Annotated in this window: 15 protein-coding genes; 10 read left to right on the forward strand and 5 right to left on the reverse strand. The window is 48.1% G+C overall.

What is annotated here, in order from left to right; genetic code table 11:
* Positions 1-32: 32 nt before the first annotated feature.
* Positions 33-1,136 carry a murein transglycosylase A gene (gene mltA / locus OCU60_RS13580; RefSeq protein ID WP_074371739.1) on the reverse strand — a complete coding sequence of 368 codons (1,104 nt, stop codon included), beginning with the start codon at positions 1,134-1,136 and terminating at the stop codon, positions 33-35.
* A gap of 198 nt (positions 1,137-1,334) precedes the next feature.
* Between mltA and argA the strand changes: the two genes are divergently transcribed.
* Both argA and OCU60_RS22960 read left to right on the forward strand, forming a co-directional pair.
* Positions 1,335-2,678, forward strand: a complete 1,344-nt coding sequence (argA, locus tag OCU60_RS13585; RefSeq protein WP_074371740.1) for an amino-acid N-acetyltransferase — start codon at positions 1,335-1,337, stop codon at positions 2,676-2,678.
* Positions 2,679-2,952: 274 nt separating this feature from the next.
* The gene (locus tag OCU60_RS22960) at positions 2,953-3,135 is read left to right on the forward strand and encodes a hypothetical protein (protein ID WP_074371741.1); all 183 of its coding nucleotides are present in this window, start codon (positions 2,953-2,955) and stop codon (positions 3,133-3,135) included.
* A gap of 49 nt (positions 3,136-3,184) precedes the next feature.
* Here OCU60_RS22960 and recD read toward each other — a convergent pair whose 3' ends face one another.
* The 3 genes from recD to recC all read right to left on the reverse strand — a co-directional run bounded on the left by recD (position 3,185) and on the right by recC (position 12,769).
* A complete protein-coding gene (gene recD, locus OCU60_RS13590) occupies positions 3,185-5,269 on the reverse strand; it encodes an exodeoxyribonuclease V subunit alpha (protein ID WP_074371742.1) in 2,085 nt (694 codons plus the stop codon).
* Positions 5,266-8,895: an exodeoxyribonuclease V subunit beta gene (gene recB, locus OCU60_RS13595; protein ID WP_074371743.1), complete on the reverse strand. Its 3,630-nt coding sequence runs from the start codon at positions 8,893-8,895 to the stop codon at positions 5,266-5,268. Before recB ends, recD begins: the two co-directional genes overlap by 4 nt.
* Before the next feature lie 358 nt (positions 8,896-9,253).
* Positions 9,254-12,769, reverse strand: coding sequence for an exodeoxyribonuclease V subunit gamma (recC, locus tag OCU60_RS13600; RefSeq protein ID WP_074371744.1), 3,516 nt, complete (start codon positions 12,767-12,769; stop codon positions 9,254-9,256).
* A 137-nt stretch (positions 12,770-12,906) separates the two neighbouring features.
* On the opposite strand from recC, the gene OCU60_RS13605 reads away from it, so the two are divergent.
* From OCU60_RS13605 to dapD, 3 genes are all read left to right on the forward strand, one after another.
* On the forward strand, positions 12,907-13,803 hold the full coding sequence (locus tag OCU60_RS13605) for a LysR substrate-binding domain-containing protein (protein WP_074371745.1): 897 nt from the start codon (positions 12,907-12,909) through the stop codon (positions 13,801-13,803).
* A 67-nt stretch (positions 13,804-13,870) separates the two neighbouring features.
* Complete coding sequence (locus tag OCU60_RS13610) at positions 13,871-14,182, forward strand: YebG family protein (protein ID WP_074371746.1); 312 nt, start codon at positions 13,871-13,873, stop codon at positions 14,180-14,182.
* 203 nt (positions 14,183-14,385) lie between these two features.
* Positions 14,386-15,414, forward strand: a complete 1,029-nt coding sequence (dapD, locus tag OCU60_RS13615; RefSeq protein ID WP_074371747.1) for a 2,3,4,5-tetrahydropyridine-2,6-dicarboxylate N-succinyltransferase — start codon at positions 14,386-14,388, stop codon at positions 15,412-15,414.
* Here dapD and OCU60_RS13620 read toward each other — a convergent pair.
* A complete protein-coding gene (locus OCU60_RS13620) occupies positions 15,411-15,626 on the reverse strand; it encodes a hypothetical protein (RefSeq protein ID WP_074371748.1) in 216 nt (71 codons plus the stop codon). The genes dapD and OCU60_RS13620 overlap by 4 nt on opposite strands.
* A gap of 82 nt (positions 15,627-15,708) precedes the next feature.
* Between OCU60_RS13620 and OCU60_RS13625 the strand changes: the two genes are divergently transcribed.
* The 5 genes from OCU60_RS13625 to OCU60_RS13645 all read left to right on the forward strand — a co-directional run bounded on the left by OCU60_RS13625 (position 15,709) and on the right by OCU60_RS13645 (position 21,879).
* Positions 15,709-16,722: an adenosine deaminase gene (locus OCU60_RS13625; protein WP_074371749.1), complete on the forward strand. Its 1,014-nt coding sequence runs from the start codon at positions 15,709-15,711 to the stop codon at positions 16,720-16,722.
* A gap of 31 nt (positions 16,723-16,753) precedes the next feature.
* A complete protein-coding gene (locus OCU60_RS13630) occupies positions 16,754-17,308 on the forward strand; it encodes a gamma-glutamylcyclotransferase family protein (protein WP_074371934.1) in 555 nt (184 codons plus the stop codon).
* 232 nt (positions 17,309-17,540) lie between these two features.
* Positions 17,541-18,542, forward strand: coding sequence for a substrate-binding domain-containing protein (locus tag OCU60_RS13635; protein ID WP_074371750.1), 1,002 nt, complete (start codon positions 17,541-17,543; stop codon positions 18,540-18,542).
* A gap of 167 nt (positions 18,543-18,709) precedes the next feature.
* The gene (locus tag OCU60_RS13640) at positions 18,710-19,855 is read left to right on the forward strand and encodes an HD domain-containing phosphohydrolase (RefSeq protein WP_074371751.1); all 1,146 of its coding nucleotides are present in this window, start codon (positions 18,710-18,712) and stop codon (positions 19,853-19,855) included.
* A 308-nt stretch (positions 19,856-20,163) separates the two neighbouring features.
* Positions 20,164-21,879: an AMP-binding protein gene (locus tag OCU60_RS13645; RefSeq protein ID WP_074371752.1), complete on the forward strand. Its 1,716-nt coding sequence runs from the start codon at positions 20,164-20,166 to the stop codon at positions 21,877-21,879.
* Positions 21,880-21,924 lie beyond the last annotated feature (45 nt).

Below are 21,924 nucleotides of genomic sequence, written 5' to 3' on the forward strand. Positions count from 1 at the left end.
TTGCTCCAAAAGTCTAGAAAACCATCCGGAAACTATTCTAACTTTTCTGGCGGTAAAGCCCACGGAGCCTGCGTCGGAGAGTTTTCTAACCCCAGTTTCCATACGCGTCCGAAATGACGGTAATGCCCGGCAGCGATCCCGGCTCGTTCGCCCATACCATGATAAAGGTCGAGATGATTATCTTTCACCGCACCGCCGGTATCGAGCACAATCAACAACCGCAACTCATGTGTTCCGCTCCAACTACCATCCGCATTGAGCAAGGGCACTTCGGCCAAGATCGGCGTTCCCATCGGAAAAATCCGTCGGTCCCCGGCAACTGAAGCCATCGGTAGCAGTTGAATACCGGCTGAACCGGTCACCGGTGCTGCGGCTTTCGGCTCAAAAAACACATAGGAAGGATTTTGTTCCAGCAAGGTTTTTACCTCATCTTCAGGATGCGTCATGACCCAGTGCTTAATCGCTTTTAACGACATTTTCTCCCGTGGAATCTCGCCCTGGTCGATCAGCACTTTACCGATACTGATATAGGCTTTGTTGTTTTTCCCTGCATAGGCAAAATATTCCAGAGAATCATCATCCCCGAAATGGACAAACCCGCTGCCTTGTACCTCCATAATGAACGGATCAATCAGATTCGCTGAATAACCCAGTTCCAATCCCTGTCCGGTAAGCGCCCCTGCATAAATCTGCGCCCGGGTTGGGCAATCGGCCTCGCAGGCCGGTATGGCATACAACGGATAACGAAACACCTCATCAGGTGTATGACGCAGTTCAATCACCGGTGAAAAATAACCGGTAAACAAAACATTCCCCTGTTGATCGCCCCCTTGAAGCTGAGCCGCCTGAACCCCGTACTGTTGCAATTCTGCGGGATCGCCACTTTGTTGGATCCACTCTTTCAAATGTTCATAAAGCGGCTGATAAAGCATCGCCAGTGACGGGGAGTTTTGTACCACCAGCTCACTCTGAAGCGGAAATTCAGTAAAGTCCCGAGGTGTGTTGGAAGTAATGGTCTCAGTTCGGTTGAGATCATTTGATAATGTGCCGTCGAGATACTGCTGAGCACGATCGGTCGGGTGCACACACCCATTGAGTATCACAGATGCCAGCATCAGGCCCAATATTTTTTTCACAGTTCGTTTTCCATCATTTACGGTTGGCAAAGCATGACAAATTGATCCATCATCTGCAATCGACAGGACGGATATTTAAACGAAATTTATCAACTTCTGACGTGCAGACAATCATGGACAAAAAAGCAATAAAAAACACTTGCTCAAAATTGAATAAAAAGTCATTATTTCAACATAAATAAACATGGACATTTTACTGTGAAGAACAGAAGTACTGCACTGGTTAAAGGCTTTCGCCAATCAACACCATACGTCAATGCTCACCGTGGGAAGACAATGGTCATCATGCTCGGTGGTGAAGCGGTCGCGGACAAAAATTTCACCAATATCATCAGTGATATTGCCCTGCTGCACAGTCTGGGGGTAAAGCTGGTCGTGGTGCATGGCGCTCGTCCGCAAATCAATCAGATTTTGCAGGATCAAGCATGTGCAACGCCCTACTATAGGGGGATTCGGATCACCAATGAAAAAGCTTTACCACTGGTCATGCAGGCCGCAGGTCAGCTCCAGCTTTCAATCACCGGCAAACTCTCCTTAAGCCTGAATAATACACCGATGGCGGGAAACCAACTGAATATCGTCAGCGGTAACTTTGTCATTGCCCAGCCTTTAGGGATTGATGATGGAATTGACTACGGTCACAGCGGACGGGTGCGCCGCATCAATATCGACGGGATCAACCGGGCTTTAGAACAAGGCTCGATCGTCCTGCTTGGTCCAATTGCCAGTTCGGTGACCGGAGAGTGTTTTAATCTGCTGTCGGAAGAAGTGGCCACGCAAGTCTCGATTCGTCTCAAAGCCGACAAATTGATCGGATTTTGTTCCGAACAAGGCATTATTGATGAACACGGCAATGCGATTGCTGAACTGTTCCCGGCCGACGTCGAAGCCCTATTGAGCCGAATGGAACCGGATCCCGAAGACGAAGAGCAGCAAGACAGTCATACCGGCAGAGTCCGTTTCCTCAGAGCTGCAATTTCAGCCTGTCGAGCAGGCGTCCCTCGCAGTCATTTAGTCAGTTACAAAGAAGATGGCGCCTTGATTCAAGAGCTGTTCTCTTTTGATGGTATCGGTACTCAAGTCGTGATGGCCAGTTCAGAACAGGTTCGTCAGGCCACCATCGATGATATCGGTGGTATTTTTGATTTAATCCAGCCACTGGAAGATACCGGCATTTTGGTGCGCCGCTCAAGAGAACAGCTTGAACAAGAAATTCATCGCTTTACCATTATTGACCGCGATGGGCTGATTATCGGTTGCGCTGCGCTTTATCCCTATGTGGAAGAGAGCATGGCAGAAATGGCATGTGTCGCCATTCATAATGAATACCGGGATAGTAACCGTGGACTGATGTTACTCAATCATATGAAAGGACAAGCGAAGAACATGGGGATCGAACATATGTTCGTTCTCACCACGCATAGCCTGCACTGGTTCAGAGAACAGGGGTTTGTTGAGATGGACGTGAGTTCACTGCCAGCAATCAAACAAAACCTGTACAACTACCAGCGCCGCTCCAAAGTTTTGAGTCTCGAACTGTAACGGGCATGAAACGCAAGGCTTGGATGCAATCCATTATATGATGTGGTGACATCTAAGCCTGTTTACTATTTTATTGTCAGTCATGGCAAATACTTAAATTGCACTGAAACCAAATGGATAACAAACCGCTTTACTCTATTTTTAAATTGTGTAAAATTCACCCGATCAATTAAGAAATACTGTTTTTGGGATAAATATCACAGTATTTGTTCAAGGTGAACAGTAATGCAAGGATGCTTTTAGTCACTAAATTAGTCATTAAGAGCACAGAAATATGAGAACGGTTATCTGTAATTCACTCCAGAGCTTCTGGGACATGGGAGACCATCAGTTTTTAGAAGGCCATAATGTTCATTGCGTTTTTCCGATAAATGAACAAGTGAAAAACTTCATTTTGGAATGTCAGTCTCGTTATAAAATTCGCGCCATCACATTCACTTCACATCAATCTCCCTAAGATAAATGATGTACAGGTTAATTGCGTTTTTCGGAATGAACCCAAGCAGTCACTCTGCCATTTTTTCTCTTAACCCACTCACGCGCTGAGTTTTCACCCTGACCGCAGCCTGCAAGATTTTGGGGGAAGTGAAGAGTGCCAACTGCTTTCTCGCCCGAGTAATGCCGGTATAAACCAACTCCCGCGTCAAAAGCGGGGTATGATCCGGTGGGAGCAGCAACAACGTAAAATCAAATTCGCTCCCCTGCGACTTATGGATTGTCATCGCATAAGCGGTTTCATGTTGCGGGATCCGGCTCGGCAGAAAACCCCGGACATGACCGTCAAATTGTTCAAAATAGACCTTCAGCCGCTCGTCCTGAGGATCGCGCATACAGATCCCGATATCCCCATTATATAACTCAAGATGGTGATCATTCCGGGTGATCATCACCGGACGACCTTCATACCACGGCTCATCATTTTTACGAATCAGTTGATGGCGGCTTAAGGCTCGTTCAACTCTCTGATTAACACCGGTGACACCAAAGTCACCGTCTCTAATCGCGCACAACAATCGACAGCGATGAAATAACCGCAGCACATATCCCGCTTTTTTCTCCGGAGTGGTGCCCTCAGCAATTGCGGATTGATCCGTAATTGCGTGCAAGTAATGCGCATACTCCGCCACCAGTGTCTGTAACATTTGATGATAACTTTCACTATCCAACCCATGAATTTGCACATCGGTGTAGCTTTGTTGCATCACCTGAAATAGCTGGGAGACATCACCTGAATTCACCGCTTTGGCCAGTTGTCCGATCCCGGAGCGAGCATGAAAACGGTAACTTTTTTGTAATAGACACAAACTGTCCGCCAGTGCCGGCACCTCTTGATGAGGCAGTTGTGGCGCAAATTGGTATCCCGTTAACCGAGCCAGCTGAGTGATTTGACGCCGGCTATATCCCTGAGTCTGAAAGGCGCAGAGATCGCCTAACACCGCGCCGGCTTCGACAGAGGCTAACTGATCTTTATCTCCCAGTAACACCAAGCGGGCATGATCAGGTAAAGCCATCAACAATTTATACATCATCGGTAAATCGATCATTGACGCCTCATCAACCACCAGCAGATCAACATGCAGCGGATTGCGCTGATGATGGCGAAACTCGGCACGATTCGGAATTGCACCTAATAACCGGTGCAACGTACTTGCCTGAGTCGGTATCAATGCTTTCATCTCTGCGGGAATGGTCAATCGTTCAACCGCCTGACCGATAGATTCGGTCAATCGTGCGGCGGCCTTTCCGGTCGGGGCAACCAGTTTGATCACCAGCTGCTGCTGAACTGAATGATTTTGACTCACCAGTGCCGCCAGCAACCGTGCGACGGTGGTGGTTTTCCCCGTGCCCGGCCCACCGGAAATCACCGCAAAACGACGACTTAACGCAATCGCGGCTGCGACCTTCTGCCAATTCAGACACACCGATTCCGGTATCAGCGTCTTCAGCCCCAAAAGTGCCGAACAACTGGAGGCTTGCTGTAATAATTCATCAATCGACGCCCAGTCCAACGCAGATTCTTGGACAACATCGAGATATTCACAAACCAGACGCTGCCGTTCTCCTACAGATGACGCCTGTTGTAACGCCTCAAATAACGCGTCATAGGGACGAGGAAATAATTGATTCAACGTGTTGGCTAAAGATTCAGTTTGTGTCGTATCATTCAGGACCGGTGATGACAACTTCTGCAAGCGCAACGCCAACTGATGCTCATAAAACCAATAACGCTGGAGATAAAGCCGTTTTCCATCAAAAATCAGCGGCAAGTAACTGCCCGGCTCACCTATCAATGGACAACGCGCAATCACCGCTAACCAATCGAGTGATTCAACACCCTCTCTGATCGCGTGCAACTCAGCAACCGCATGACCGAATAATAATTGCGCCAGCGTCACTCGTCCTTGATCGTCCACCAACGGTACACAGATGTGTCCTCGGCCCAGTTCATAACTGACCAGCGCGGCTAACCAAGCCACCGCAGCCTGATCCTGTGAGCACTGGTGAGCAATAAAACGGGCAAATTGTTGATCCAACGGACGAATCACACGTTTTTCAGCTAACGATGCCAGAGCCTGATCCAGTTGTATCATAAGTCGAGCTCCATCTGCCCTTCCTGCGTGGCTCGCATATGGTCATCTTCCCCGGCAAAAAAACGGTCTAATGCGGTAATCAGTTCACACTTGGGACGATGGGCAAATACCCCCGACGAGGTCTGCCCATCCATGCCCCGCAAAAACAGATAATACACACCACCAAAATGTTGTTCATAGGTATAGTCAACCAAACGACTTGCCAAAAATCGGTGCAGTGCCAACGTATAAATTTGATACTGAAAATCATACCGATGTTCAACCATCGCAGCGTCGAGACGAGCGGGGCGATAATCTTCAGGTTGATTTCCTAAATGATTTGATTTCCAATCCAGCACGTAATATCGCCCCTGATATTCAAATACAAGATCGATAAATCCCTTCAGCATCCCTTCGACCTGAGCAAAATTCAGCTCCCCGGCCTGAGCGGACAACGCATCATGTCGTTTCAAAATCCGGTTCAACAGGGGTGAACGTAATTTATCAATCGGCAACAGAAACTCCATTTCAACCAACCGCTGTTGCGCTGGAACCTGTCCCAAACGCAATTTTTTACCATCTAAGGGCGTCTGTAATACATGCGTAAGCATTTGCTGTAATACAGGCAGCCAAGACTCATCAAGCGCAGCCGACGCCATCAACGTTTGGATCACCCCGGTATTTGCCGGACTATCCGGAGCCTCGGTAAATTCAATCTGCTCAAACAAACTGTGCAGAAACGTCCCTGCGGTTGCCCCTTTCGGAAATGTAAAAATCGTCTGTTCTTCCGGGTCGAACAGAGATTCGTCCGCTTCTCCGGCCGAATCGAGATCGAATCCCGGTTCTTCCTGCGTCGCATCGAGAAAAGCATGATGGCCGGATTGCTTGACCAGATTGGAATAACTGGTCATGCGCCACGCCCGCTCAATCGGATGTTGTTTCTGTTGTGCCGTCAATGTTTGTTGCGGTGCGTCAACGCGTGGCAAAGGCGACTCGGGAAGTGACGGTGGTACATCAATAACCGTGTGTCCTTCACTATCACACTGCGATGCAATGCCCTGCTGCAACAATCCGGCATCACCGGGTTCGCCCTGTTGCAACAAATAACCGATTGCAGATAAATGAGCGCTGCTGGTCCCTTTCCCTGAACGCCCTTTCAACGGCGCAACCCCAACATAACACCCATATATTGAACGCGTTAAAGCCACATACAACAAACGTAAATCTTCAGCCAGACGCTCTCTTTCAGCTTTTGCGAGCGTCTCTTCTCGACGGGTGATATCCAGAACAATTCGGTCCTGTTGCTCGTCGTAGTAACGCGCCTCTTTGGCCTCACGGAAGCTCATCACAAACGGGAGAAACACCAGATCATATTCGAGCCCTTTTGACTTATGAATGGTGACGATTTGCACCAGATTTTTCTCTGACTCCAACCGCTGAATCGACGTTTCCGGATGTCCCCCCTGCGTCACATCAATCATCGACTGAGTCAGCCAGCGCAACAGAGCATGATCACTTTCGATTTCGGCCCCCGCTTGCTGTAACAGTTCTCCGATGTGCAAATAGTCCGTTAACAACCGTTCTCCGACTTTGAGTGCCAGCCAACGCTCAGCAAGATGGCGCTGATAGAGCACCGCCCGTAGCATCGGCAGAATACCGCGCTCTGACCAAATGGTCCGATACTGGCGAAACTCCTGAACCACGCGCTCCCATAAAGATTCATTACTATTTAATGCATCCAAATCCTGAATCGCCAGTCCGAACAAGGGAGACGCCAGTGCAGCCCGGAGTGGGCGCTCCTGCTCCGGGGTCAACACCGCCTGTAACAACCGCTGAATATCCACTGCGATGTCACTGGCAAAAACACTCTCCCGATTCGACAAATAGACACTGGCAATGTCCTGACGCGCCAGCGCTTCTTTGATAAGCCGTCCTTCACGCCCCGTCCGAACCAACACCGCAATGTTACCGGCCTGAATCGTTTTCTGCCCATTCTTAGAACAGAGGCTCCCTTCCCCAGCATGCGCCGCCTGTAGAATCGTTTGGATTTGAGCTGCGGTAGCATTCGCCATGACTTGTTCGTATTCACCTTTGGTCATGACGGAATCCGGTGCAATATCATCCGGCCACCAGTAAGTCATGGCGGGTTGCACTTGCTGATGCAGTTGCCATTGGCGTTGCTGCGCTTCGGGTGGGGCGGCAACCTGAATGAACGGAATATCTGAATCATGGAGAAAAGGACTATCGGACGATGCAAACAATCGGTTTACAGCATCGATCATCGACTGTCCGGACCGCCAGTTCGTTGCCAGAGTAAAATGGGAACTCACCTGACGACGCGCTTTGATATAGGTGAAAATATCCGCCCCGCGGAACGCATAAATCGCCTGCTTCGGATCACCAATCATTAACAAGCCACATGCTGGATGCGGGGCGTAAATGTGGCTAAAAATATGGTATTGCAGCGGATCGGTATCCTGAAACTCATCAATCATCGCGATTGGATATAAAGTGCGAATCCGCTGCGCTAACTGACCGGTACTATCAAGATCCAAGGCGGATGAAAGCTGAGACAGCAAATCATCAAACGATAACCACTGCTGTTCCGATTTTGCTTTCGCCAACAAATGACGACAAGTGTCAATCGCATGCGCTTTCAAAGGCGCTTCAATTGACACCGGTGTCGCAAGAAATCGTTCAATTGTCTCAAATAATGGATGCTCCGGTGGTGTACCGGTTGGTGTTTTCTCATACAACACTTGTTGCGAAAAACGAGACAACTGTTCGGGAACCCAGTAACTATGCGTCTCTGCTTCAGCCCATTGGGACACTTGCTCAATCCACTGTGGCCGGAATTTTTTGGTGTAAACACGTTTATTGACATCCGATTCAGCAATACACGCATCAATATCAGACTGATACTGTCGCCATTGCGCCTTCATCTCAACGATACGTTGCAAGTTATCTTGATGGAGTTGTTCAAGGCTGGCCTCCATCGCGCTGACGGACAGGGATAGTGCATGACCACTGAGATAAGGGCCGATTTGTGCCAGTAAACCGTTTGGTGTCGGCCATAAGTTACGGACTTCAGCTGCCAGCGCAACCGACAGCGGATAAAACTGTCGTCGCCAATAATCCGCCACTACCTGCGCTTTGAGACGGCTTTCATCCGTAATAAAATCGTGATGAAAGCTGCTCCCCGACTCAAACGCATTCTGAACGAGCATCCGCTGACAGAATCCGTGAATCGTATAAACCGCCATCGTATCCATCTCTCGCTCTGCCTGAAGCAAAACACTGGCAGCCTCAGCATGGTCAGGAATGTCATCGAGAAATGATTGCAGCAGCGGATCATCACTATGATGTCGGGCAAATGCCAGCCGGGCTTCATGAATCCGGGCACGAATCCGTCCTTTCAACTCTGCGGTAGCCGCCTCAGTAAATGTCACCACTAAAATCTGATCCACCCGCAGCGGTGTCGCATGGCGCACCTGTGCATCGCCATGTCCTAACAACAGACGCAAGTAGAGACCGGCAATCGTAAATGTTTTTCCAGTGCCAGCGGACGCTTCAATCAAGCGCATCCCATGCAGCGGAAATCGCATCGGTTCTAGCGGGATCATCGCATCAGATGCTGTGTGACTCATACCCGTATTTTCTCCAAGTTAACTGTTGATTCAGCATGATGGAGTGTGATCTAAGCAATATAATTGACATAAATCGATTCACGCTGGTTATGCCTGACAAGAGAGTGCGATCTGACTCACGGATAACTAACCCTTTCATCATTAGTATCTCGTTCCAAGTTGAAGACATACTCAGTTGAGTGAAATGTCCAACTCACCGAATTATGGTCCCTCTGACCTGTGGTCGTACAGCAAACACCCTACACAAAATAACGATTTTCTGGCGGCCACCCACTTTCTTCTGTCTTCTGTTTACCATCCGAGAAACTCTTTTTACTATCCGAGCCACTCGCATACATGCGTGATGTCCTGAGCATCATCATTCATCAGTATCTGCTTTTACCCAAAGCATCGGGGGCTGTAAAACCTGTGCGGCATAAGCACGCACCATCTGACTTAAAGTGTCTGACCACTGTGGCCAGATGCGGGCAATATAAGCATTTTGCCCTTCACCGCCAACCGCACTAAAGTCATTACCGATAAAGGCATCTTGCATTTTCTTTGCTGCTTTTTCTTCATCTTCATGCCATTCCCGCTGACGATTGAAATTTGCTTCAATCCCAGCCAACGCAACTTGCGGAAAATAAGCTAAAGGATGATTCATTCCCTCGACGTAGAGCCGGACGAACTCATCCAAATAAGCTTGGGCTTGTTGGGCATCGATCTCTGGATAATAGAGGTGCTGAACCCCATTCTTACGCTCATAACCGATAAGATGTGTCGGACATGATTCACCCATAACGGCCACAGCAAGATGATCCAGCCATGCTGACAAATAATCCTGCGCACGTATGCGACCGACCCGATAGCGCACCAGACCGGATTGAAAATAGTGAGTCACCCAGCCAAGTAATTGGATTGGCCGCTCATCCCCCAACGCTGTGGTATAGAGATTTAGTTCACAGTCGGGCTGCGGTTGCTGACATAGTCCGTCGATGACCTCTGTCAGTGCGAGCGCTTGTTCATAATGCTCGCGAAATTCAAGTTCACCGAAAGCCCCGACAGGGAGTTGTCCTTGTGCCCGCTTTGATTGAATAAAATAATCAACCTGCTGCGCTTCTGACCGTTGCGTTTCTGACCGTTGTACAGTCATGTCTGCATGACTTTCCTGCCCCGCGGCACTGCGACGCGCATCAAGCAAGACGGCCACTAATTCATCTAACAGTTGATAGCGTGCCAGACCATTGAGTGAAAACGGCTCTTCATCTTGCAATGACACCAACTCATTTTCAAACCAGACACGCAAACGACGATTGAAAAAATACTGAGCCGGCAAACGCCAAAAGCGTTGTAATTCGACAAAGTCCAGTTCTAATGGAAATGCCACATCCGCAAAAAAATCAGGTAATTGTGCCGCCTCAGCCATTGGCTCGGGTAACGCTGTTCCCGTTGCTGCCGGGAGCCACTCTCTGGCATAACTACCGTGAGGGCTGGTAAATGCATCCGGACTGTACGGCACCATCGGGTGAGACAAAGTCATCTGTTGGACCAGCCGATCACCGGAGGTATCACTGGCAAGCGCTTGATCGCCATCCAGACAATAATTCTGATGGCAATACGCCACCAGCTCACTCACCAGAACCGATGGCAAACTGAGACTATTATCTTGAACTGAACGTCCGACATAACTGATATACAGCCGCTCCCGGGCGGAGAGCAATGCTTCAAGAAACAGATAGCGATCATCATCCCGGCGTGAACGATCACCGGGGCGAGCCTGCTCTGTCATTAAATCAAACCCTTCGGCTGGCACCGTTCGAGGGTAAACCCCGTCGTTCATCCCCAGTAAGCAAAGCACCCGGAAAGGAATCGAGCGCATTGGCATCAGGGTACAGAAATTGACTTGCCCGGCTAAAAAACGCTGACTGACCCGGGCATTGGATAACTGCCCGGTAAGATAGTGATATAAAATGTCCGGCGCAATCGGCGCTTCATAGTGAGCGTCCTGTAATTGTTCCTGCAGGTGACTGAGTGTATCGCGGATGTGCTGAAAGCTGACTTCCTCTTCCACCGAAGCAACAAAAAAATCATCAAGCAAAGCATGGAGTAACTCACGCCATTCGGCAACCGCCAACGTCTGTCGCAACTGCTGGCGGTAATCCCGAACCCGGCTGATAAACGCAGCCAGTTTGCCGGCCAACTCAGCGTCAAGCCCCTGAATCTCGTTATACGGGGCAACATTGTGATCATCCAGTTCCAGCATGGTTGCTGAATCAGACATAGCATAGCCCGCGAGCATTCGGTCAATCCCGAACTCCCATGTGTTTTGTCGTGTCGGCGGTAAATCGAATTCACTCGCGGTCTGCTCATTCAGCCCCCAGCGAATGCCGGACGCTTCCACCCAACCCTTCGCCTGTAAAAATTCGGCTTCATTGATATCAAACCGCGCCATCATCGTCGGGGTTTCCAACAATTCGAGTAACTCCGAGGCGAGACAGCGGGAACGCGGCAACTGAAGCAAACGCATGAATGCCTGCAAAACCGGGGATTCTTGATCCGCAGTGCGGTCAGAGATGGAAAAAGGAATATAGCGCTCAGCGGATGCATTACCGAAAACGGCCTCAATCACCGGACTGTAGGTATTGATATCGGCAACCATCACGATCACATCCCGGGGCTTGAGATCTGGGTGACGGTCAAACAATGACAAGAGCTCATCATGCAGGACTTCCACTTCTCGCAGCGGACTATGACACAGATGAATCGACACAGAATCATCACCGTTATCGATCGGTTGCTTGTGCTCGCTGGAGGTCAGAATCTGATCATTCTGATGTTCTTCGAGATGAAGAATATCGGCCTGAATCTGATGTAATAGCGTGTCCCGGGGTGTTTCAATAAAAAACTCATGTTCTTCACTTTCAATCTGCGACAGCAGGTAAAGGTTATCTCGCCCAAGTTTCCCCATTGACGCCAGCAAGCTATTCCCGACCGCTTGCTGCAAATGCAGTTCATCCTCAAGATTGGCGTCGATTCCCCCTTTTAATGGCGAGCGTTCGCCACCTGTAACCCATTGGCCTTGCTGTAATACAACCTGTTTACGTTTCAGACTCGCAACGCGGGCCAGATATTTTCGGTCCCGAATTTCCCCCCAATAATGTTGACACGGATTGGTTAACATCAGGTGGACATCGGTCTGCTCTCCCAGAGCTTGCAGCGCATCCAGATAACGAGGCGGCAGTGCTGTGATACCAAAAATAAACAACCGTTTGGGCAAAATCCCGTCTGGAACCCGGGTCTGTTGTAACAGTTCAATAAACTGTTGATACAAGTTGCCCCGGTGATAATGCGACTGCCCCAACCGCTTGGTGTCCTCAAACAACCGTTGCCACAATAGCGGTTGCCACGGATGGCGTTCAGCCAGTGACTCAATGGGTTTATCGGCTTCCCAACGCTCAATCCAGTCAGGGCGATACACCAAGTAACCATCGAAGATATCGGCAATTTTTTCAGCCAGCTGAAATCGTTTCAACGCTGAATTGTCATCCGCCAGATACTGCTGTAACGGCATGAACTCGGCTTGATCGAGCATTTCCGGTAAAAGTCGCATCAACTTCCAAGTCATGGCCGCTTTATTGAAGGCACTTCGCTTCGGCACATCCGGTAACACACTGGAAAACATCTCCCAGATAAATGTCGCCGGCAACGGAAAATCAATGTTCGCCGTGATGCCAAGCTCCTGCGCCAACGCCATTTTCAGCCACTGCGACATCCCCGGACTCTGAACCAAAATTTGCTCGGCTTCAAACGGGTGAGTCAATGGATCACTTTGAATCAAATGAACCAGCAGGATCTTGAGCGTATCAAGTTGATTGGAGTGATAAACAGTAAACAAGTATTATCCGGATTGAGAAATCATCATTGTTGACTAGATTAGCATATTGCCTGTTAGCTTTCCCATGTCACCGACTTGAATAAAAAGATAAAATATCGAAAGATGTAGATTCTTATCCGTTGAAAATCGAATCCAATATGCTCACTCATATCACCCTCCGACAATTGCACATTTTTACGGTCGTCACCCGTAACAAGACCCTCACAGAAGCTTCCGAAGAGCTATTTTTGTCCAAAGCAGCCGTAAGTATGGCGCTCTCAGAGCTGGAGAAACAGTTGGGACATGTGTTATTTGACCGGGTGAATCATCGCCTGATTCTCAATCAGGAAGGCAGAAAGCTGCTCCCCTTAGCGGATGAGCTGTTAAACCGGGCCAATAATATTCCCCTATTATTTGAGCACGAAAACCGGCTATACGGTCAATTGCGGATTGGCGCCAGTGATACCATCGGCAATCAAGTCGCGCCTTATCTTCTGAGTCACTTCCGGCAACAGTTTCAGCACAGTACACAAACATTATTTATTTCTAACTCGGCACAAATTTGCCAAAAGCTGGTTGATTATGAGCTGGATATTGCCCTGATCGAGGGGAAAACGTTACATCCGGCCTTAGTGTCCAAACAATTTAGCCAAGATGAGATGTGCATCATCTGTGCGCCTGAACATCGGCTTACTCAAAAAACCGACATCCAGTTATCGGATTTCGAGCATAGCCAGTGGTTGCTACGCGAAGCGGGTTCCGGTTCCAGAGAATTCTTTCTCCGCACTATCGCGCCCCGTTTGGAAAGATGGTATGAAGCATTTGAACTCAATACGACCGAAGCATTGATTAACGGCGTATCCGCCGGGTTAGGATTCGGGTGTCTGTCCCGATTAGCGGCCAAAGCGGCTTTACAAGATGGTCGGGTTGTCTCGTTATCAGTCCCTTTGGATATGCGCCGACGCTTTTGGTTGCTGGTCCATAAAGAAAAATATCAAAACCCGCTGTTGAAATGCTTTATCCAATTTTGCTTTGAATGGCGTCGCAATGAATAGACTTACGCGCGTTTTTACTGTATAAAATAACAGTGTTTCATCATTCAACCAAAACAGAGGAATTACCATGGCTGTAATCGTCAAGTACGTGGTCGAGCGGAATGGAGAAGAAAAAATGACTTTTACCTCTAAAGCCGAGGCAGATGCTTATGACAAAATGCTCGATATGGCAGATGAATTATTCACTTTACTCGGCAAGAGTGAGTTACTGGATAATGAAGAAAAACAAGAAGAATTGGCAATGTATCTGGCACAGAACAAAGAAGAAGTGCTGTACGCCTTAGGTGCTAAACGCAGACCGGCACCAGCCAAACCCAAATCAGAGAAGAAGCCAGCTCCCAAAGCAGCCGCCACAGACTCCGATGATCAAGCGGCCTGATTGAAGTTTTCTTTATAGGGTGATATATCGCTAAAACGACAACGCATATCAATTGACAGACGTTCTGCGTTTGCAGGCTTTCATCCTGTGTCGTGGCTCTTTATGATGGTCATATCTGATTTCAGTGCCCGCGTTGCTGACTCAAACGAACGGCTCAACAGCATGAGTCAACGTCACAACGCGATTCATCAACGGAGAACACAATGGCTTATTTTGCACTAGCGCTTGGAACAGCAACGAAAAACCGTGACGGAAAAATTATCGAAGCGTATTTTCCAACCCCGATTCTCAACCCGAGTGATGCTTTGGTTTCCCAATTGGCCACCATACTCGACTATCAGGGTGGCAACGAAACACTTGAAGTCACTCAGGCGCAAGCCGCTGAGCTGGCGCAAGCATTTCAGTCTGAGCATGAGGCTAGCGCTGTTTTTGCAACTCAGGCTGCATCATCTGAACAACCGCTTGTCGGGGTTATTCTGGCAAGTGATGATAAACCGCAAACTGTCGCAGAAGGATTCCTGAAGCTTCAGTTGATCTCACATCGCTTAGTTCAGCCACACGGCATTGTATTGGATGGCATCTTCGGCCTGCTCCACAACATTGCCTGGACCAGCGAAGGGCCGATTGACTTACCGGAACTCCCTGAACGCCAAATGGCTGCGCGTCTGGCTGGTCGAGCCCTCAGTGTTGACTGTGTCGATAAGTTTCCGAAGATGGTTGACTACGTGGTACCGGCAGGCGTGCGGATTGCAGATACCTCACGCGTTCGCCTAGGCGCACATGTGGGCGAAGGCACCACGGTCATGCATGAAGGTTTTATCAACTTTAATGCAGGAACAACGGGGGTCAGCATGGTTGAAGGCCGGATTTCTGCGGGCGTGCTTGTCGGCAACGGTTCAGATATCGGTGGCGGTGCATCCATCATGGGAACACTCTCTGGCGGCGGTAAAGTCGTTGTGTCTATCGGTGAAAACTCGCTCCTCGGTGCCAATGCCGGGCTGGGCTTCCCGCTGGGCGATCGTTGTACGCTTGAATCTGGCTTATATGTTACCGCCGGAACCAAAGTCCAAATGCTGGATAAAGATGGCAACAAAGTTGAAGTCGTCAAAGCGCGTGATTTAGCCGGAGTCTCCGATCTGCTCTTCAGACGAAACTCTCAGACCGGACAGGTCGAGTGTCTCGCCAACAAGTCAGCAGTAGAACTCAACGATGAGCTTCACAGCAATAACTAAGCATGATGCATGAATTCATCATTTGAATTCATCGCTCCTTGATTAAAATCCAAAGCCGGCCCTGATGGGTCGGCTTTTTTGTGATGACATTCATCAGCCCCCTGTCGATTAAACTCAGTAGAAAGCGTCACTTCTTTGCCAGAGAAGTGATGAAGAACACAGATTTTTTCAGTAGAATCCGTGGCACAGAGATAATGGCGGGTAAAACACATTCATCATACACCGCTATCATGAGCAAATATTCGTGAATCGCTTGATTCACTGTAGAGTTACCTGATTGTCACAGAGGCAGATATGCAAAACTTTATCCAGAATCTCCCCAAAGTAGAGTTACATCTTCATGTTGAAGGCACACTCGAACCAGAATTGATGTTTCAACTGGCAAAACGTAATCAGGTCAATATCCCCTTCCAGACACCAGAAGAAGTCCGGGCCGCTTATCAGTTTAGCAATCTGCAATCTTTCCTTGATATCTATTATCAAGGTGCGGATGTGTTGATTCATGAACAGGACTTTTTTGACCTGACTTGGGCCTACCTCCTACGCTGTCAGGCTGACCATGTGATTCATACTGAAATATTTTTTGACCCACAGACGCATACCGCCCGTGGCGTCGCCTTTCAAACAATCATCAACGGTATCTCCGCTGCATTAGACAAAGCCAAGCAAGAGCTGGGGATTTCCAGTCAGTTGATCATGTGTTTCCTGCGTCATCTCAGCGAAGCTGATGCCATTGAAACTTTAAAACAAGCTCTGCCTTATCAGGATAAAATTGTCGGTGTCGGGCTGGATTCTTCAGAGCAAGGTCATCCACCGGAAAAATTTGCCCGAGTATTTCAAATGGCGCGAGATGCGGGTTTTATTCCCGTCGCTCATGCAGGAGAAGAAGGCCCTGCCAGTAATATTGATGATGCTTTGAACCTCTTGGGGGTACAACGGGTTGATCACGGAGTTCGCTGTGTCGAAGACCCACAACTCGTGCAACAACTGGCCAAGACACGCATGCCGCTCACGGTTTGCCCCCTTTCCAATATCAAGTTACGCGTCTTTGATGATATGCAACAACACAACATCGTCGAGTTATTAAGACAAGGACTCTGCGTCACCATCAACTCTGATGATCCGTCTTATTTCGGTGGCTACATGACTGATAATTTCCTTGCCGTTGCCAACGCCCACGAGATAACGCATGCTGAACTCGCTCAGTTCACATTCAATGCGATTGAAGCCAGCTTTATCTCAGCCGCAGAAAAAGCACGCATGGCAGCAGAAGTTGAAGCTTATCTCAATCACACCGATACAAAATAAAGAACAGCATAGCAGCGGAGGTTTTGTGGCAATTTACATTTTTGGGTACGGGAGCCTGATGAATTCATCGTCACGACAGTTGACCGGACAGACAGGTTTAACCTGTCCGGCTGTGGTTGAGGGTTTAACCCGCACTTGGGGAATCGTGGATGACAGCTATCAGGCTTCACCGCTGATTGCTCAGCTCGGTGACGGCATCGTGAATGGGGTACTGCTCAATGTATCAACCGAAGGACTGGCTCAGTTTGACCAGCGTGAACGGGGATATCATCGCATCCAGTTGGCGTCTGCCAACATCGAAACGGAATTGCCACTCACCGATAAAGATACCGTGTGGGTTTATGTCAAGCATCAGCCCATGCCACCGAGTCATGAGAGCCCAATCCTGCAAACGTACATCGATACGGTTCTCACCGGCTGCCTTGAAGTTTCAGAGGCCTTTGCACACCTTTTCGTCAAACACACGCATGGTTGGTCGCATCCACTGGAGAATGATCGCCACGCCCCCAAATATGAGAATTATGCGGGAATTCATCCGGAACATTGGCCTAAAATCGACCAACTCCTCACTCAGATCCAATCCTGACAATTCACGGCCTCTTCACTGAGGCCTTATTTTATTTTGCCCTCACGAAAGCTCAGACTTTTGCGGTCGCTACATTTTTATGCCTGCACGTTCATGATAGAATCCGCGTGTTTACAGAAAATATCACCAAGATGGCAACATCCGAAGACATAGTCCCATCTTTATCTAACGGGCTGTGATGTCATCGTTTCGCTGCGCCATATTTTATCTGAATGATGTATAGAGGAATGTAATGGCAACGATAAAAGATGTTGCACGAGAAGCCGGTGTGTCCGTCGCAACCGTGTCGCGTGTCGTGAATCAGTCTCCGAAAGCCAGTCAGTCATCCATTACAGCGGTCAAAGCCGCAATGCAAAAATTAGGCTATCGTCCCAATGCCGCAGCCCGGGCTCTGGTGAGTCAAAGCACCAATATTATCGGTGTTCTGGTCAATGATGCGTCTGATCCATTTTTTGGCACACTGGTGAAAGCCGTCGATAAAGTCGCCCATGAGAATGGTAAGCAGGTGTTGATCGGTCATGGTTACCATCATGCGGAACACGAACGCAAGGCGATAGAGCTATTGATCAACAGCCGTTGTGATGCACTGGTCATTCATGCGAAAGCACTTTCTGATGACGAGCTGATCGACTATGCCCGGGAGGTCAAGTCGATGGTATTGATTAATCGTTACATTCCAGAAATCGCTGATCGCTGTATCTCTCTGGATAATTTTAAAGGGGCATATCTGGCGACAGAATATCTGATTAAAAATGGACATAAAAATATTGCTTGCATCAGTTCTTCACACCCGATTGAAGATACCGAGCAACGTATTTCCGGATACAAAGCCGCCCTGCATGATTATGGTATTTCGCTGCCTGCCAGTTATATTGAGCAAGCTGAACCCAATACCGAAGGGGGCGAAATCGCCACCACAAACTTATTGCTAAAATCACTGGATATCACAGCGATCGTGGCCTACAACGATAATATGGCAGCGGGTGCAATCTTTGTGTTACAAGAAAACGGCCTGACGTTACCGGATCAAATCTCGATTGTCGGCTTTGATGATGCGTTAATTTCTCGCTATGTCAGTCCCAAATTAACCACAGTTCTCTACCCGATTCAACTGATGGGAGAGCAAGCCGCACAACTGGCACTCAATCTGGCCAAAGGTACTCAATCAGACTCACAACCGTTGCGTTTTTCGCCCACATTAGTCAGACGGGATTCCGTTAAAAAACAAGCCTAACTGCTCGTCAAAAACCGCAGAGCAGAACCACAGATTCGAGTCCGCGGCTGCCACCAATGGGGAGCACGAAAAGAATGCATTTTTTCGACAACTGACTGCTATTTTTATGCATAATTCTTCTAAACTAAAATAAGGCATTGGTGAGAAATCGTAGCAAGGGTATCGACATGAGTCATCTTGATCACAATGATGTTCAACAAACATCCCATCAGCGCAGTCTGAATGAGCAGTTTGTTGAAATTCATCAATATATTCGCGAGCAACTGCCTCAAATCGCCCGCATATCATTTGCCTTGTACGAACCATTTTCAGATCACTTAAAGACCTATGCCGACAGCACCCCGGACCATGAAATTTTACACCGCTACGAATACCCGCTGAGTCAACTGACCGGGCTGAAGCGCTGTGCTACTGAACGATGCGATCGCTGTATCAACGATCCGACTCAGTCACTGGGAGCCGATACGCTTCACAATCAATGGCTCAAACAACAACGTTTTGGCGCATCACTCGCCTCCCCGATGTATTATGAGCATGAATTCATTGGTTTCATTTTTATCAATACTGCCGAAGGGTACCATTTCGACGAACAACTCAATCAACAACTCTCCACGCATATCGACACGATTCGTCAGGCAATCGGGCGTGAATATGAAACCGTTTATAAGATTCTGGATATGACGAGTTTCATTCTCAAACAGAATCCGAAACATCTGGCTCAAAGCCGTGATCATCAAGAAAGAATGTATCATTTCACCAAAATTATCGCCTGGGGCGTCTCACAGCGATATCATCTGGACGATGAAAAAATCGACCATATCACGCTTTTTTCCCGGTTACATGATATCGGTAAGCTCTCGATACCACATCGCTTGCTTTTAAAACCCGGAGAGCTGGAAATGACGGAAAGGCAACAGGTGATCGGGCATATTGAAAAAGGGGTTGAGATGATGGAATCCGTCTTATCACGCACTGACTGTCTTCATCATGCCTGTATCCGGACACTGAAAGAAATTGTTTCCTACCACCATGAATTAATGGATGGTAGCGGCTATCCGCACGGACTCCAAGGTGATGATATTCCGGTTTCTGCGAGAATTGTCACGGTTGCTAATATTTTTGATGCACTGACCACCCATCGACCTTATAAACAAGCTCGCTCAGTCCCCTTTGCCCTATTGGAACTAGAGAAAATGGTTGCCGAAGGAAAACTCGATAAACATTGTGTCAATGCGCTAAGAAACCATCAGGAATTTTTAAAAGACATCACCCGAAAATACCCGGAGCCGGATCCCTGCCATTTCTCCGACTAAATCGTCATTCCTTTATTCCAGTCACCAGCAGAGATCAAGCAGCAGAGTGAATCACTTGCTGACGTAACTTATCTCGAAATACATCACAAAAATGAATCACATAAAGAACAAAGTTATCGAAATAATCTTAAAGTAAAGCTAACTCAATCCAAACTTTGAAATTCAATAAAACAGCTCGTTAATGGCTAGCTATAAATATAGAGTATCGATAAAGGCCTGTGTCTGATGACGCACTCCGAGTCATATATCGTGAGTCCACTTAGACACCAATGCCACCAAATAATACTGCCTAATAATGGATATACCTTATGCTCAACAAAGGACATCAAACCCATACCGATAACAGTACATTAAGAACACCTTACGAATGTATGCTCCACTGGGCTGAATCGCGACCCGATGATATCTATCTGAAACAGATCAGACATCGCCGCTTTGAGACATATACATTTGCTCAAGTGGCCGACCATGCGCAAAGGTTGGTCAGTGCATTACATGATCTCAACCTGAAACCCGGGGACCGCGTCGCAATCATTTCTAAAAACTGTGCTGAATGGTTTATTTGTGATCTGGCAATTATGCTGGGCGGTTTTGTCAGCGTACCAATTTTTCCAACTGCCAAAGAAGACACCATCGATTATTGCCTCACTCACAGTGAGTGCAAAGCAGCGTTCATTGGCAAGCTGGATGACATGACCGCCGTGATGGACATTTTGAACAACCAACCTGATTTGATCAGCATTTCTCTCCCATACGATAGTACACCACACTGCCAGTATCAGTACAACCAACTGATTCACGATCACCCCCCCACAACCGACAAGCCGCAGCATGATGAACAATCGCTGATGTCAATTGTATACACATCCGGTACATCCGGTACCCCCAAAGGTGCGATGTTAAGTTATGGTGGTTTCGCTTGGTCTGTGAGCCAGTTAAGTCAGTGTATCGGAATCGAGAGCCATGATCGGCTTTTCTCATATCTGCCGTTGGCTCATATTACAGAACGCGTTTATATTTTTGGCTCTTCTATCTTCTCCGGTGCGCAAACCGCGTTTCCGGAGTCCCTCGATACGTTTATCGAAGATGTCAAAATGCATTGCCCGACACTATTTATTTCAGTCCCTCGGTTATGGACACTTTTTCAGCAACGCATTCTGGATACCCTTCCACAAAAACGGCTTGATCTGCTCCTCAAGATCCCATTGATTCGAACCATCATCCGCAATAAAGTCGCCCATGCATTAGGCCTGAACAAAGCGAGAGTGCTTGGCTGCGGTTCGGCACCGGTCTCTCCTGAACTGTTGCTTTGGTATGATAAGCTGGGTCTGAAGATTACGGAGGCTTGGGGAATGAGTGAGTCCTTCGCTTACTCAACACTCAACTACCCTTATCAAAAATCCAAAGTCGGTACGGTCGGCCTCGCCGGTCCGGGCGTTACTCTCAAGATAGCGGAAGAAGGTGAAGTTTTAGTTCAGAGTAAAGGGTTATTTACCGGTTACTACAAAAATGAACAGGCAACCCGTGAAGTCTTAACCGATGATGGCTGGCTGAAAACGGGTGATATTGGCAAAATTGATTCAGAAGGTTACCTGTCCCTTCTGGGGAGAAAAAACGATACGTTCAAAACAGCGAAAGGTAAATTTGTCTCTCCGGTTCCCATTGAGAAAAAACTCTATCAAACCAGCCGTGTTGAAATGCTATGTCTCATCGGTTTAGGTCTACCCGGACCGATCCTGTTGGTTGTCCCGCATGATATCCCCAATTTCAATAAAGCCCGCTATGAACGTTCAGCCAAACGTATCATCGAAACGCTCAATCAAGAGTTGCAATCTCATGAGCAAATCAGAGGGGTATTAATGGTGAAAGATGTCTGGCGTATTGAGAATGGTATTCTGACGCCAACACTCAAGATCAAAAGGCACTTGCTGGAACAACAGTATCACCAACTGGGATTACACTGGCCAAAAGATAAGCTTGTGGTATGGGAAGACGCAATCTCCGAAAATCATCCATATGGCTGAGCCCATGAATGATCTTCAGATACTTGGTGCGAAACACAAACACCG

This window comes from Vibrio spartinae (assembly GCF_024347135.1).
Classification (GTDB): Bacteria; Pseudomonadota; Gammaproteobacteria; order Enterobacterales; family Vibrionaceae; genus Vibrio; species Vibrio spartinae.

Bases quoted from the DNA above. Each gene is read 5' to 3' on its own strand.
- OCU60_RS22960 (WP_074371741.1), top strand. From the start codon at position 2,953: ATGAGAACGGTTATCTGTAATTCACTCCAGAGCTTCTGGGACATGGGA.
- recD (WP_074371742.1), bottom strand. From the start codon at position 5,269: ATGATACAACTGGATCAGGCTCTGGCATCGTTAGCTGAAAAACGTGTG.
- recB (WP_074371743.1), bottom strand. From the start codon at position 8,895: ATGAGTCACACAGCATCTGATGCGATGATCCCGCTAGAACCGATGCGA.
- OCU60_RS13605 (WP_074371745.1), top strand. From the start codon at position 12,907: ATGCTCACTCATATCACCCTCCGACAATTGCACATTTTTACGGTCGTC.
- OCU60_RS13610 (WP_074371746.1), top strand. From the start codon at position 13,871: ATGGCTGTAATCGTCAAGTACGTGGTCGAGCGGAATGGAGAAGAAAAA.
- dapD (WP_074371747.1), top strand. From the start codon at position 14,386: ATGGCTTATTTTGCACTAGCGCTTGGAACAGCAACGAAAAACCGTGAC.
- OCU60_RS13620 (WP_074371748.1), bottom strand. From the start codon at position 15,626: ATGTGTTTTACCCGCCATTATCTCTGTGCCACGGATTCTACTGAAAAA.
- OCU60_RS13625 (WP_074371749.1), top strand. From the start codon at position 15,709: ATGCAAAACTTTATCCAGAATCTCCCCAAAGTAGAGTTACATCTTCAT.
- OCU60_RS13635 (WP_074371750.1), top strand. From the start codon at position 17,541: ATGGCAACGATAAAAGATGTTGCACGAGAAGCCGGTGTGTCCGTCGCA.
- OCU60_RS13640 (WP_074371751.1), top strand. From the start codon at position 18,710: ATGAGTCATCTTGATCACAATGATGTTCAACAAACATCCCATCAGCGC.
- OCU60_RS13645 (WP_074371752.1), top strand. From the start codon at position 20,164: ATGCTCAACAAAGGACATCAAACCCATACCGATAACAGTACATTAAGA.